The sequence below is a fragment of the Pseudomonas alkylphenolica genome (assembly GCF_016009175.1).
Taxonomy (GTDB): Bacteria; Pseudomonadota; Gammaproteobacteria; order Pseudomonadales; family Pseudomonadaceae; genus Aquipseudomonas; species Aquipseudomonas alkylphenolica_B.
The window spans coordinates 218419-231061 of sequence record NZ_JADUCM010000001.1 but is presented as its reverse complement, the minus strand read 5'-3'; the positions used below and the strand labels follow the sequence as shown (position 1 = coordinate 231061).

Annotated in this window: 13 protein-coding genes; 3 read left to right on the top strand and 10 right to left on the bottom strand. The window is 61.0% G+C overall.

Going from position 1 to position 12643, the window contains the following annotated elements; genetic code table 11:
* Nucleotides 1-118: 118 nt before the first annotated feature.
* The 5 genes from I5S59_RS01135 to I5S59_RS01115 all read right to left on the bottom strand — a co-directional run bounded on the left by I5S59_RS01135 (nucleotide 119) and on the right by I5S59_RS01115 (nucleotide 5974).
* Nucleotides 119-1105: a FecR domain-containing protein gene (locus I5S59_RS01135; protein ID WP_197875011.1), complete on the bottom strand. Its 987-nt coding sequence runs from the start codon at nucleotides 1103-1105 to the stop codon at nucleotides 119-121.
* Nucleotides 1092-1607, bottom strand: coding sequence for a sigma-70 family RNA polymerase sigma factor (locus tag I5S59_RS01130; protein ID WP_197875010.1), 516 nt, complete (start codon nucleotides 1605-1607; stop codon nucleotides 1092-1094). The genes I5S59_RS01135 and I5S59_RS01130 overlap by 14 nt, the downstream gene beginning before the upstream one ends.
* Nucleotides 1608-1927: 320 nt before the next feature.
* Entirely contained in the window at nucleotides 1928-4408 is a 2481-nt protein-coding gene (locus tag I5S59_RS01125; RefSeq protein ID WP_197875009.1) for a TonB-dependent siderophore receptor, read from the bottom strand.
* A 91-nt stretch (nucleotides 4409-4499) separates the two neighbouring features.
* Complete coding sequence (locus tag I5S59_RS01120) at nucleotides 4500-5462, bottom strand: FecR domain-containing protein (protein WP_197875008.1); 963 nt, start codon at nucleotides 5460-5462, stop codon at nucleotides 4500-4502.
* Nucleotides 5459-5974 carry a sigma-70 family RNA polymerase sigma factor gene (locus I5S59_RS01115; protein WP_197875007.1) on the bottom strand — a complete coding sequence of 172 codons (516 nt, stop codon included), beginning with the start codon at nucleotides 5972-5974 and terminating at the stop codon, nucleotides 5459-5461. Before I5S59_RS01115 ends, I5S59_RS01120 begins: the two co-directional genes overlap by 4 nt.
* Before the next feature lie 255 nt (nucleotides 5975-6229).
* On the opposite strand from I5S59_RS01115, the gene I5S59_RS01110 reads away from it, so the two are divergent.
* Entirely contained in the window at nucleotides 6230-6439 is a 210-nt protein-coding gene (locus I5S59_RS01110; RefSeq protein WP_197875006.1) for a hypothetical protein, read from the top strand.
* Complete coding sequence (locus tag I5S59_RS01105) at nucleotides 6439-6822, top strand: hypothetical protein (RefSeq protein WP_197875005.1); 384 nt, start codon at nucleotides 6439-6441, stop codon at nucleotides 6820-6822. Before I5S59_RS01110 ends, I5S59_RS01105 begins: the two co-directional genes overlap by 1 nt.
* A 172-nt stretch (nucleotides 6823-6994) precedes the next feature.
* Here I5S59_RS01105 and I5S59_RS01100 read toward each other — a convergent pair whose 3' ends face one another.
* The 5 genes from I5S59_RS01100 to I5S59_RS01080 form a co-directional block, all read right to left on the bottom strand.
* The gene (locus tag I5S59_RS01100; RefSeq protein ID WP_197875004.1) at nucleotides 6995-7924 is read right to left on the bottom strand and encodes a malate dehydrogenase; all 930 of its coding nucleotides are present in this window, start codon (nucleotides 7922-7924) and stop codon (nucleotides 6995-6997) included.
* Between the two features lie 57 nt (nucleotides 7925-7981).
* Entirely contained in the window at nucleotides 7982-8446 is a 465-nt protein-coding gene (locus I5S59_RS01095; RefSeq protein WP_197875003.1) for an MAPEG family protein, read from the bottom strand.
* Nucleotides 8443-8757, bottom strand: coding sequence for a DUF2834 domain-containing protein (locus tag I5S59_RS01090; RefSeq protein ID WP_197875002.1), 315 nt, complete (start codon nucleotides 8755-8757; stop codon nucleotides 8443-8445). The genes I5S59_RS01095 and I5S59_RS01090 overlap by 4 nt, the downstream gene beginning before the upstream one ends.
* Nucleotides 8758-8928: 171 nt before the next feature.
* On the bottom strand, nucleotides 8929-9735 hold the full coding sequence (locus tag I5S59_RS01085) for a lytic transglycosylase domain-containing protein (RefSeq protein WP_197875001.1): 807 nt from the start codon (nucleotides 9733-9735) through the stop codon (nucleotides 8929-8931).
* Nucleotides 9736-9911: 176 nt separating this feature from the next.
* Nucleotides 9912-10607 (bottom strand): 2'-5' RNA ligase family protein, encoded by a 696-nt coding sequence (locus tag I5S59_RS01080; protein ID WP_197875000.1) that lies wholly within the window; start codon nucleotides 10605-10607, stop codon nucleotides 9912-9914.
* Between the two features lie 160 nt (nucleotides 10608-10767).
* Between I5S59_RS01080 and I5S59_RS01075 the strand changes: the two genes are divergently transcribed.
* Nucleotides 10768-12627: an ABC transporter ATP-binding protein gene (locus I5S59_RS01075; RefSeq protein ID WP_197874999.1), complete on the top strand. Its 1860-nt coding sequence runs from the start codon at nucleotides 10768-10770 to the stop codon at nucleotides 12625-12627.
* Nucleotides 12628-12643 lie beyond the last annotated feature (16 nt).

The window sequence follows — 12643 nt, the reverse complement described above, 5'->3', positions numbered from 1 at the left end:
TCTCGCTCCGTGTAAGGGGTTCGGCAGGGAGGCCTGTCTGTGGGCTTTCCTTACAGGTCGAACGAGAATGAGAAATCACCTCATTATTTTTTCAGGTAGGCACAAGGTGCACGAGAACTCAGCTGGTGGCGCTCAATGTCACCCAAAAACGGGTTCGATAATCAACGCGCAAGTGCAGTGACTGCGCGACCAATGCCAGCACCTGATCGTTGTCGGCGAGCTGAAAGGTGCCGGAAACGCGACGACCAGCAACCGCTTCGGCGCATCGCAACACACCCGGGCGATAGCGCGACAACTCCACAATGAAATCACCCAGGCGCATATTGCGCGCGCTGATCACCCCGTCACTCCAACTCCATAGGTCAAGGCCGTTATCCCGGAACTCACGGGCACCGCTTGATGTGAACAGCAGCTGATCACTGGCCTGGACGCTGCTGCTGCCATCGGCAAGGGTTTGACCGGATCCTGGAAACACCGTAACTGCCCCCCCTTGAACCGCGAGCAAGGTGCCGTCGTCACGCTCGCGCGCCAGGAAGCGGGGACTCTGGGCGCGCATGACCCCGTCGCGTGTCTGTACCCAGAAGGGTCGGGGTTGCGCCCGGTTTTCATCCGTGCCGACATTCACGATGATTTCACCGCGCCGCAGAATGATCAGGCGTCGTTGTGCGTCGAAATCGCTGTCGACAGCGCTGTCGCTATTGAGCTGGACAAGGCTGCCATCATCGAGCTGGAAGCTGCGTTGCTCGCCGGTGCTGCTGCTCTGCTGTGCAAGCATGGCCGGCAGCGGTGTGTAATCGCGGCCGAGCCACGCTGCTCCGCCAACAGTGGCCAACAGGCCCAGTAGTTTCAGGCTTTCCCGTCGACGCATGCCATGGTTTGTGCCGTAGAGGGTGTGCCGGGCCAATTGCGCTGGAATGCCGGCGAACTCATCCCCGAGTGCTTCCAGACGCTGCCACGCCAGCACATGCTCCGGGCGCTGCTGCAACCAGTGCTCGAACGTGCGCCGGGTTTGCTCATCGGCCTGATTGAAGCGCAGGCAGACCTGCCAGTGAATGGCCTGGTCGACAACGGCCGGATCCAGCGCCTGAGGCTCAACCTTCGACATAACGCAAGCGATAGCAGTGCTGCAGGGCCTTGGCCAGGTCGCGTTCCACCGTCGCGCGGGAAACACCCAGCTTTTCGGCAATTTGCGGGCAGGTCAAACCGTCGAGCTGAGCCAATAGAAATGCCTGGCGAACTCGCGGTTTGAGCATATCGAGCATGCGATCTATACGTTCGAGCGCATCCAGAATCAGCAGCCGGCTTTCTTCCGAGGGCACCTCTTGTTGAGGCAGTAACGAGACGCTCTCCAGGTAGGCACGTTCGAGTTCGCGACGACGGTACTGATCGATCATCAGACCACGGGCGATGCTGCTCAGGTAGGCACGCGGTTCGCGCAACGGGCTGGACTGACGGGATTTGAGCAGACGTACGAAGGTGTCCTGAGCCAGATCTGCCGCATTTTCGCGGCATCCGGTGCGTCGGCTTAGCCAGCCGTGCAACCAGGAGTGGTGGGTGCGATAGAGCAGCCCTAGATCTGCAATACCTAGTGTGTCGTCGCTGCGCATCGGCATCCCGGAAAGAATATGATTGATAATTAATCGCATTCTACTCAGGCGACAGGCCTCAGGCAATGAAACTGACCTTTGTTCTATCTCCGTGACGTTAGCGCTGCACCCCAACCTGTAGGAGCGTGGCTTGCCCGCGAAAAACGATGACGCGGTGGATCAGGCGCACCGCGGTGCCTGGTTCGCCGGCAAGCCTGGCTCCTACGTCGACACCACCTGTAGGAGCGTGGCTTGCCCGCGAAAACGATGACGCGGTGCATCAGGGGCACCGCGGTGCCTGGTTCGCCGGCAAGCCTGGCTCCTACGTCGTGAACCGCCAATCAGAAGCTCGCCTTTACCGACACCATGAAGTTGCGTGGGTCACCGTAGTAGTTACCGAAGTTCTCGGTACCGATGGTGGCGTAGTAGCGCTTGTCGAACAGGTTGTTGCCGTTGAGCGCAACCGACCAGGTTTCGTCGATGCGGTAGCCGATGCGGCCGTTCCACACCGCATAACCCGCCTGACTGATTTTCTCGCCCGTGGCCGGTGACACGCGGAAGTTGTCGCTTTGCGCACTGACGCCAGCACCCAGCGTGAAGCGCTCGAGCGGCCCGCTCAGTGCGTAGTCGCCCCACAGGCGCAACACGTGCCGCGGTACATAGCTGTTGAAGGCTGCACCATTCAGGCTGCTGTCGAGGTCCTCCAGGGTTTTGGTCTGGGTGTAGGTGTACCCCGCCAGCAGTTGCAAGCGTTCGATCACCTCACCACTGATCTCGGCCTCGAAACCCTGGGCGCGCACCTTGCCAGAGTTGACATAGCAGTAACCGTCGGACGAAGGGCAGGAAGAATTGAAGTCGGTCTGGGCCTGGTCCTTCTGGATTGTCCGGAACAGGTTGAAGGCGCTGTTCAGCCGCCCGTCAAACCAGGCACCCTTGATCCCCAGCTCATAGCTCTGGCCAACCAGCGGCTTGAGTGCCGAACCGTCTTCGGAGCGGTAGTTGCCTTGCGGGGTGAAAATGTCCGAATAGCTGGCGTAGGCGGTCAGGTTTTCGTTCAGGTCCAGCAGCACACCGGCAAACGGCGTGACCTGCCCGCTCTCGGTGGTGCTGGAGTGCTCCGAAGTACCCGAATTGATGAACACTGAATCGGTATCGGCGTTGTACCAGCTCACCCGGCCACCGACGACAACCGTCAGCGGGTCCGCCAGTTTCAACCGCAGGGTCGAGTAGACGCCCTTCTGCTTGATCACGGTATTGACCGGCCCACCACGAGACGCGTTGTCGATGAAGTAGCTGTCATCCGGCTCGGGAATATGTTTGTCAGGGTTGAACACGTTCTGCCGTTGCGCCAAGAAGGCCACCGAGTAGAAGTCATCCTTTTTCGAGCGACTGGCGTTGGCGCCCAACACGAGTTCATGTTGCTGGCCAAAGCCCTCGAACTTGCCGTCCACATACGCATCCAGGCCATAGTCGACCTGGTCGTAGTCATACATGCTGCCGAGCATGCCGGTGGTATTGATGCCAGGCGTCACGGCGCCGGAGGCGAAGGCGTATTTGATGTCCTGGGTGTTCTTGGTATAGACGCCGGCAACCTTCAGTGCCCAGTCGTCGTTGATGCGGTGGTTCACATCACCGAAGACTGTGGTGCGCTGACTGCGCCAGGTGTTCCACGAGGGATCTAGGCAGGTCGAGCGGCTGAGCTTGATGTCGCTGCCATCGCGGTAACGCGGCAGGCCGCCCCAGCACGGGTTGGCATCCACGTCTTCATAGGCAAGGCCGACGCCGACGGTGGTGTCGGGGCTCAGGTCGGCGTCGAGGGCGCCGTAGTACACCTGGTCTTTGCGGTTGGCGTCGTCAATCGCGTAATGCCGGCTCTGCTCGGCGACCACGGCGCGTCCGCGCAGCGTACCCGTCTCGTTCAGCGGGCCACCCGTGTCGACTTGCCCGCGGTAGTTGTCCCAAGTGCCACCGGACAAGGTGATGTCGGTGTGTGCGGTGGCCTGGCCGCGTTTGCGCACGAAGTTCACGCCTCCGGCAGTACCGCCAGCACCTTTCATCATGCCCGCAGCGCCCCGCAGGATTTCAACGCGGTCATAGTAGGCCATGTCGCCGCTGAAACTGTCGGCCTGAACGTAGAGGTTGCCCATGTCCAGCGGCACGCCGTCGTACTGGTACTGGCCCGACATGCGAAAGCCGCGCGAGTAGAAGTACTTGCCCCCCATGGTCGAGTCGTAGACGGTGATGCCCGGCGTCTTTTCCATGACCTGATCGATGGTGTTCAGGTTCTGGTCATCGAGCATCTTGCGCGTCATCACCGTGACCGACTGCGGTGTTTCCCTGAGCGAGTGCTCGCCCTTGCCGATGGTGACCGCCCCGGTGGTGTACGAGCCACTGTATTCGGTGGTCGCACCCAGCACCTGGCCATCGATGTTGGTAGCGCCCAGCTCCAGCGCCGAGCCCGCAGCCACGACTGGCCGCAGTACATAGGTGCCGTTGGCCTGGGGTTCGGCTTGCAGCCCGCTGCCCAGCAGAATCCGCGCAAAGCCTTCGTTGATGCCGTACTGACCTTGCAGGCCCGGAGATTTCACGCCGTCGATCTGGCGTGCATCAAAGGAAATGGCGGCACCCGCCGCACTGGCGAAACGGCTGAGCACTTCGGTCAGGCTGCCGGCGGGAATGTCGAAGGCTTTCACCGCCTGCTGCTGTTGCGCAGGCACCTGCGCCGCCAGCGCTGCCGTGGACCAGACGCCGACCATCCCTGTTGCCAGCAACCCGGCCTTCACTGCCGTCGCCAGACGCCCCGTTTTGTACACCTGAAACATGCTTACCCTCCCCCAACAACACTCAAAGAAAACTCACTGGGGGATGAGCCGAATGACGCCTGTGAAAAGTGCAAGCGAATGAAATTTATTTTCAGCCCGGTGCCGGCGCGCCAGCCGACACGTTGACCCAATAACGGCTGTAGCGCGTGATGCGCAGCGACAACCCGCTTTCCAGGGCCGCCAGCGCCCGGTCGGTATCATCGATGGGGAACGCACCGGAAACCTTCAGCCCGGCGATGCGCGGATCACAGCGCAGCACGCCGCTGCGATAGCGCGAAAGGTCGGCCAGCAAGTCGGCCAACGGGCGGTCGATGGCAATGATGCTGCCATGCTCCCAGGCGCCCACCGAGGCATCGCTGTGCTGTACGGCGCCCACTGAATGGCGGTCGAAGCTTACCGACTGGCCTGCTACCAGGCGCACTGCCAGGTCGCTACCCGGCGCACGCACTTCAACGGCTTTCTCAAGCACCGCGACCCCGCCGCCCTGCCCTTCGGCGCGCACGATAAAGCGCGTGCCAAGGGCCAGTACCTCGGCCTGCGCGGTGCGTACCTTGAATGGCCGCTGCAAGGGATCGACGGCGGTGCTCACCCGTATCTCGCCACGCAACAGTTCGAGGGTGCGTTGCCGGCCGTCGAAGCGCAGGTTCACCGAGGTGTCGGTGTTGAGCAGCAATGAACTGCCATCGGCCAGACGGAACGCGCGGCGCTCGCCCACAGCGGTACGAAAATCGGCGAACAGGTCCTGGGAGGTGTCACTGCGCCAGCCCAGCCAGCCGAGCGAGCCAACGGAGGCAAGCACCACCACGCTGCGCAACACCTGGCGCCGGGATCGGTCGGTGCCGCGCAATGCCGGTGCAGCGAGGGTACCGGGTACGCTCGCCATCTGTTCAGCGACGCCGGCGATACGCTGCCAGGCCTGGCGGTGGGCAGGGTCGGCAGCCAGCCAATCGGTCCAGGCCGCGCGGTCCGAATCGCTGACGATACCTGAGCGAAGCCGGGCGTACCACTGGGCAGCGGCGCTGATGGCTTTCAACTCGGCGGGTGAAAGGCTCATGCCTGTTGCAACTGCATCAGGCAGCAATGCTCCATGGCCTTGGCCATGTGGTTGTTGACCGTACGCACGCTGATATTCAGGCGCTCGGCAATTTGCGGGTAGGTCAGGCCATCGAACTGGGAAAGCAGGAAGGTCTGCCTGACTGTGTTGCCCAACCCTTGCAGCAGGCGATCTATTTCAACCAGGGCTTGAAGGTAAATCGCCTGTTCCTCCAGCGAGGGCTGCACACTTTCAGGCATGATCGCCAGCGCTTCCAGGTAGGCCTGCTCCAGTGAGCGCCGGCGGAACAGGTCGATCAGCAAGCCCTTGGCAATCCGCGACAGGTAGGGACGCGGCTCACGAATGTCCAGCGCGGTACGCGCCTTCAGTACCCGAACGAAGGTGTCCTGAGTCAGGTCTGCAGCATCGAACGCGTTGCCCAGGCGCTTGCGCAGCCAGCCGTTGAGCCAGCCGTGATGGTCGCAGTACAGGTCAGTGACGGCGCTGCGCAGGGAGAGATCGTTAGCGGACATGAACAGGGAACAATTCGCGAGTGATAATGACTCGCATTGTCGTGTGAACAGGCGGCGATTTGCAATAGTTTCTCAGGCGCTGCAAGCCGAACATCGCGTGGTTGTCGCCAGGTACGAACGTATGAAGGGACGACCGGTGGCCGGACATGCCTTCACTAAAGAATGGTGGGAGACGGCCGATAAGCCAACAAAATGGCGGGGGCTTGGCGCAGGCTGGCGCGCCACATCATTAAACTCAAATACATAAGGGCGCACATGATTATTGTTGCAATAGCTGCAATTATTGTAGCTGTGATCGTTTTCAAGCTGTTGCTTCCGCTTTTAGGGGAAATGATAGGGGTGATTATTGGTGGCGCACTATTAATTGGCGCTATTGCTTTGTGCGTGGCGTTTCCGCCGGTCATCATTCTTTTCCTGATCGCCGGATTTGTTATTGCTGGCAATAAAAAGTCTAAGGAAAAGTGATGACTGTAAAAACCGAAAAAGAACTGGCCGACGCTGTAAACCGCAATGAAGACACCATTGAAATTGAAGGCGATCTCGCGAAAAAAACGGTTCGAATCAAGGCTACAGGCACCGTTGCATGGGCGGTTGCGATCGGCTCGATCGGCATCGTCTTTTATGGCGTCATTGCAACACTGGGCACAGGCGGCGCTGCCACTCCCGTTGCTGGCATCGCGGCGGCGGCCGGGTCTAGCGCAGCCCTGAGCGTATTAGGGGCTGCAGCAACAACGGCCGCTGTTTCCATGGCCGTTTCCGTGAGAAGCCTTGGCGTACTGAAGAAGCTAAGGGGCAATTACAAGATTACCAGTACGTCGGATAACAAAGTTACGCTCAAACGGTGCTAATCAGGTATGGCACGTGCTTGAGTTGCGCTACACCCGAATGGGCCGGCTGCTTCCGATGGTGTGGCCGATATCAAAAGCGCTTCCGGGTGGGGCGTTCAGCGAGCCTGTCGGTTCGGTTTATAACGGGCTCAATGTTGTTTCGTAAAGAGCTGCAGGCCTCATTGAGCCCCGCTCACAGCGCCTTCATTTCAGCAATGTCCCGCGCCACCTGATCGGCAGAACGGTCGAACATCGCCTGCTCCTGCGCATCCAGCGGCATCTCGATCACCCGCGCCAGCCCCTCGGCTGCCAGCACGCAGGGAACCCCCATGGCGATATCGGTGCGCCCGTACTCGCCTTCGAGAATCGCCACCGTCGGCAAAATGCTGTTGCGGCCATTGGCGATGGCATCGACCATCTGCGCAATCGCCACACCCGGCGCATCGCAGGCGCTGCCGACCTTCTTCAAGCCGAGAATCTCGCCGCCGCCCTGTCGTGTGCGCTGCACAATCCGCTCTATCTGCTCATCGGACAAAAAGTGCGAGAGCGGTACCGAACCGACCGCACAGTAGCGCATCAGCGGCACCATGCTGTCGCCATGCCCGCCCAGCACCAGCGCGGTGATGTCCCGCGCCGAAAAACCGGTCTCCTCGGCAATGAAGCACTTCATGCGCGCGGTATCCAGCACTCCCGCCTGCCCGAACACCTTGCTTCGCCCCAGCCCGCTGAGGCTCCAGGCCCGGTAGGTCAATACGTCGACCGGGTTCGACACCACCAGTACCGTCGCCGCCGGCGCGTGTCGTTTGATATCGCGCATGATGCCGTCGAGAATCGGCAGGTTGATACTCAACACATCCTGACGCGACTGGCCCGGCTTGCGCGGCACACCCGCCGTAATCACCACCAGGTCGGAGTCCTGCAGCAATTCGGCTTTGGACCCGCCGTACACCCGGGTATCGGAACCGGACTCAACCGCCGCCTGCCAGATGTCCAGCGCCTTGCCCTGTGCCAGCTCACCCTGCACATCAATCAGCATCAGTTCACGACAGAACTCGTCCCGGGCGATGACCTGAGCCGCCGCCTCTCCTACTATTCCGGCACCCACAATCGATAGCTTGTTCACGTCACACCTCCCCGCGACCCGTGCCACCAGCCACACGCCCGCGTATAGAGAGAAGTATTAACCGTGATTGCCAAAAGGCCACTCAAGGCGACCTGTAGTCGTTTTCAGCGCCATGGTGACCGTCGCACACAATCCCAACAGACACAGGATCCCGACACCATAGAAAACAGTGCGCCAAGGCTGTACGCCCTTCAGGTAGACCAACGTGTGCAGAACTCTGGCGCAGGTAAACACAACGCTCAACCCTGCCGTAATCGACGCCGGTGCACTCACGGCGATGGCCAGCCCACCCAGGGCGAAGAATGCCGGGATGCTTTCCAGGTCGTTGGCCCAGGCCCGCGCCGCGCGCGCCACTTGCGTAAGCTCCGTCTCACGAGGCGCGCGATTGAACACAGCAGCGTCCTCCCTGTTCGTGAAGGCTTTGTAGCGCAGGCGGAAGAAGCCCTGGTAACAGGAGAGCGCAAACATTTTGAGCACCAGCACAACCACGCAAAGCGCGTAGACGGTCAACGCACTGGTCATGCTTGGCGCTCCCGCTCGAAACCGTTGACGACGAGGTACAACAGCGGCCCGATGGACACAAACAGCGCTGTTAGCAGCAGGTAGGGCAGCACGGAAATCGCAGCATTGCCCCGTGCGCGGTTATCCCTCGCCATCCAGATGCAGGCCAGCGCCGCCATCAGGTACAAGTCGATAACCACCTGGGCCGTGTCTGGTCGGGAAATCAGCTCTAGCCCGAAGGCCACCAACGATTGCTCGGCATTAAGCATCGTCCAGCCGGTATACACCGAAAAGAGCACCAGCAATGTCAGCGCAATGAGGCGAAGTACCATGGTCCTTTCCTTGGTTGGGTTTCTTCGCACGGTAGTGGCAGGTTCGCGGGCGCTCAATGACCTGTGAAGTCATCAAGTCGCCTGTAACGGACGAACAGCTTAGCGAGTTCGGTGTAAACCTGACGTCGCTGTTCGATGCGCTTGGAGGACGCGAGCATGCATCCCAAGATACTAGCGCTGGTTGCGATAGCGCTCGGTCAAGGACTGCACGCGGGTGACGTAGGTTTGCGTCTCGGCGTAGGGCGGCACCCCGTTGTACTCGACCACCGATGCTTCGCCGGCGTTGTAACCCGCCAACGCCAGCATCTGGTTGCCGTTGAAGCGCTTGAGCAGCCAGGCCAGGTAGCGCACGCCGCCACGTATGTTCTGCCGTGCATCGAACGGATCGTCCACGGCGAAGCGCTCGGCGGTGGCGGGCATCAACTGCATCAGCCCCTGGGCACCGGCGATGGAAATGGCGTTGGGGCGAAACGCCGATTCGGCATGTATCACAGCGCGCACCAGCGCCCTGTCGACACCGTATAAAAGTGCAGCAGCTTCGATTTCGCGCCGATAGGATTGAGTGTCCAGGCGCAACGTGGACACCTTGAAGTCCTTCGGCGCCATGCACAGGTAGCAGTCCTTGATGTAATAGAGATCAAGGACATCGACCCGTGCAGAGATCCCGACCGGGCGCCGGCTTACATATTGTCGAACGCCACGGTGCATGAAGGTGAACACTCGCACCCGTACCGCGCCTGGGTCGTCGCCATGCACAATCCGGGGCTGGGCCATGGCCTGGGCGCCGGCAGCGGCGCCCGCCGTGCCTTTCTCGCGGGTGCAGCGGGCGCTGGCGATGGCCTGGCTGGTGTAGCTGATGGTTCCGTCGCTGGTTTGGCACTTGAACATGGCGCTGGCACACAATGGCGCGACCAGCAAGGCCAGCGCCGTGCCGCCCAGGAGGCTCTTGCGACCCCATCGCCATGCTCTGGAATTCATCACATCGCTCCGCGCCCCGCCGCAGGCGCCGATCAGGCACGGACCCCGGACAACCCATTGCGGGTGCTCCGCCCGTTGTTCTGGTAGTTATACCCCTCGTGCCCCTCCTTGTAACCGGCCTTACCACCTTCGTTGACGTACGGGCTGCTGGCGTTCAGGACAGCGTTGTCGGCCATTCATGGGGCGCTATCCAGACGTTTTGAAGCCGTGCCGTAATTGCCGAGCTGATAGATCGCAATGTTCTTGACGCCAAAGCTAAACCCCTCGAATGGCTGCATCTCAAGTTCCTTGAGCCAATCGATCGGCGCGACGCCAATCGTCACGTGCGGGTTGTAGTTATCACCAGTCTGTTTGGGGACAAACGTGTCGACGTACTCGAACAATGCAGGGGGAAAGGCAGCGCCGGTGGCGTCGGGAACGAAGGCCGAGGCGTCGCCACCCTTGACCGAATACTGGCCTGTGGCATCGATCATCGCCCGCTGCAACATGCGCAAACGTTCGGTTGGCTGGATGACGATACCCGCCAGGCCAATATTGCCGTTGGCGATATGGTAAAGCCCTATTGCGGCCATCTGGAGGCGATCAAGTTCGAATGCGGACTTCACGCCGTCAACGGCCGCTACAACCTTAGGCAGGTCGGTTTGCGCAATGTACAGCTGAAGCAAGGTGATATGTGGGGCGTGCTCCGCATCCAGCTCGAAACCTTCCGGGCTTTGCTCGCGCATCCTGCCATTCCATTGTTTGGCGGCTTCGACCATTTTCGCGTCAGGCTGGATAAGTATGTCGATGGCGATCAGGTCGTCACGGGCACTGGCGAACGGCACCGTCAGTAACAGTGCAGTCATTGCGAGCATTTTCTTTAGCATCGCCATCTTTGCCTCGCTTGCCGAGCTTTTGCGGTACAGGGTTGCGCGGCTGGGTGAGAGTAAGCGTAGCCGACAAGCCAACAGCACCACGGCTGCCGCTCACAAATCCCTCAAAGCAACCGTTCAGTGGCAGAATCTGCACAATTTGACCGTTCTGGAGATCACCATGCTTGGAGCATTTGAGCGAAGGCTCGACCCCTTCCCGCCTGACGAGGTTCCGCCACCGCCCCTGGGCCTGGCCCGGTTCCTGTGGGCGTGCACGCGGGGGGCGCGCGGCTACATTCTTGCTTTTGCGCTGCTGAGCGCCAGCGTGTCGATCTACGAAGCCTGGCTGTTCTCGTTCCTTGGGCAGGTCGTCGACCTGCTCGCCACCTGGCAAGCCGGTGGCGAAGCCGCGGCCCAGGAAAGCCGCGTGTTGTGGGGCATGGGTATCGTCATGGTGTGCAGCGTCGGGCTGGTGGCGTTGCGAACCATGGTGCAGCACCAGATATTGGCGATTAACTTGCCGTTGCGGCTGCGCTGGGACTTCCACCGCTTGATGCTGCGGCAAAGCCTTTCGTTCTTTTCCGATGAGTTTTCCGGCCGGGTGACCACCAAAGTCATGCAGACGGCGCTGGCGGTGCGCGACCTGCTGTTTACCCTGATCGAGATCGCTCCCGGGATCGGCGTGTACTTCATTGCAATCATCGCCCTGGCGGGTGGTTTCGCACTGAAGCTGATGCTGCCTTTCGTGATCTGGGTCGCATTGTTCGGGTTGGCGATGCTGTATTTCGTGCCGCGCCTGGGCAAGGTCGGGCAGGAACAGGCCAATGCGCGCTCGATGATGACCGGGCGGATCTCCGACGCCTACACCAATATCACCACGGTGAAGCTGTTCTCCCACTCCAACCGTGAAGCGCATTTCGCCCGCGCCGCGATGGAAGACTTCAAGCAAACCGGCTTTCGCCAGATGCGCCTGGTCAGCCAGTTCGAGATCGTCAACCAGGCCCTGGTGGTCGCGTTGATCATGGCTGCGGGGGGCTATGCCCTGTGGCTGTGGCATCAGGGCGAGGTCGGTGCTGGTGCGGTGGCGGCCATTACCGCCATGGCGTTGCGGATCAATGGCATGTCGCACTGGATCATGTGGCAGATGACCTCGCTGTTCGAGAGCATCGGCACCGTGCAGGATGGCATGGCCACCCTCACCCGCGGCCCCAAGGTCAAGGATGCACCGGATGCCGGCGTGCTGGTGACCACCGGCGGCGCAGTGACGTTCGACAATGTCAGCTTCAACTACAGTGGCGAACGCCAGGTGCTCGATGGCCTGAGCCTGAACATCCGCCCGGGTGAAAAAATCGGTCTGGTCGGTCGCTCCGGCGCGGGCAAATCCACGCTCATCAACCTGCTGCTACGTTTCTACGATGTCGACAGCGGGCAGATCCGCATCGACGGCCAGGATATTGCCCACGTGACGCAAGACAGCCTGCGCAGCGCCATCGGCATGGTCACCCAGGACACATCGCTGTTGCACCGCTCCATCCGCGACAACATTGCCTACGGCCGCCCCGATGCTACCGACGCTCAAGTGCGCAGTGCGGCCGCCAGTGCCCAGGCCGATGAGTTCATCAGCCAGCTCAGCGACCGCCAGGGCCACACCGGCTACGACACCCTGGTGGGTGAGCGCGGTATCAAGCTGTCGGGCGGCCAGCGCCAGCGCGTCGCGATTGCCCGGGTGATGCTCAAGAACGCCCCGATCCTGCTGCTTGACGAGGCGACCAGCGCGCTGGACTCCGAAGTCGAAGTGGCCATTCAGGAAAGCCTCGACGAGATGATGCAAGGCAAAACCGTGATTGCCATTGCCCACCGGCTGTCGACCATTGCGGCAATGGACCGGCTGATTGTCATGGATGAGGGGCGCATTATCGAACAAGGCACCCACACCGAGTTGCTGGCCAAAAACGGTATCTATGCGCAGCTGTGGCACCACCAGAGTGGCGGGTTTCTCGGTGAGGACCGGGGTGTGGCCGAGGCGATGGATCAGGCGTGAGTGTGAATTGCCGGGC

Coding starts and splice junctions, on each gene's coding strand:
- I5S59_RS01135 (WP_197875011.1), bottom strand. CDS start 1,105: ATGTCGAAGGTTGAGCCTCAGGCGCTGGATCCGGCCGTTGTCGACCAG.
- I5S59_RS01130 (WP_197875010.1), bottom strand. CDS start 1,607: ATGCGCAGCGACGACACACTAGGTATTGCAGATCTAGGGCTGCTCTAT.
- I5S59_RS01125 (WP_197875009.1), bottom strand. CDS start 4,408: ATGTTTCAGGTGTACAAAACGGGGCGTCTGGCGACGGCAGTGAAGGCC.
- I5S59_RS01120 (WP_197875008.1), bottom strand. CDS start 5,462: ATGAGCCTTTCACCCGCCGAGTTGAAAGCCATCAGCGCCGCTGCCCAG.
- I5S59_RS01115 (WP_197875007.1), bottom strand. CDS start 5,974: ATGTCCGCTAACGATCTCTCCCTGCGCAGCGCCGTCACTGACCTGTAC.
- I5S59_RS01110 (WP_197875006.1), top strand. CDS start 6,230: ATGATTATTGTTGCAATAGCTGCAATTATTGTAGCTGTGATCGTTTTC.
- I5S59_RS01105 (WP_197875005.1), top strand. CDS start 6,439: ATGACTGTAAAAACCGAAAAAGAACTGGCCGACGCTGTAAACCGCAAT.
- I5S59_RS01095 (WP_197875003.1), bottom strand. CDS start 8,446: ATGACCAGTGCGTTGACCGTCTACGCGCTTTGCGTGGTTGTGCTGGTG.
- I5S59_RS01090 (WP_197875002.1), bottom strand. CDS start 8,757: ATGGTACTTCGCCTCATTGCGCTGACATTGCTGGTGCTCTTTTCGGTG.
- I5S59_RS01085 (WP_197875001.1), bottom strand. CDS start 9,735: ATGAATTCCAGAGCATGGCGATGGGGTCGCAAGAGCCTCCTGGGCGGC.
- I5S59_RS01080 (WP_197875000.1), bottom strand. CDS start 10,607: ATGGCGATGCTAAAGAAAATGCTCGCAATGACTGCACTGTTACTGACG.
- I5S59_RS01075 (WP_197874999.1), top strand. CDS start 10,768: ATGCTTGGAGCATTTGAGCGAAGGCTCGACCCCTTCCCGCCTGACGAG.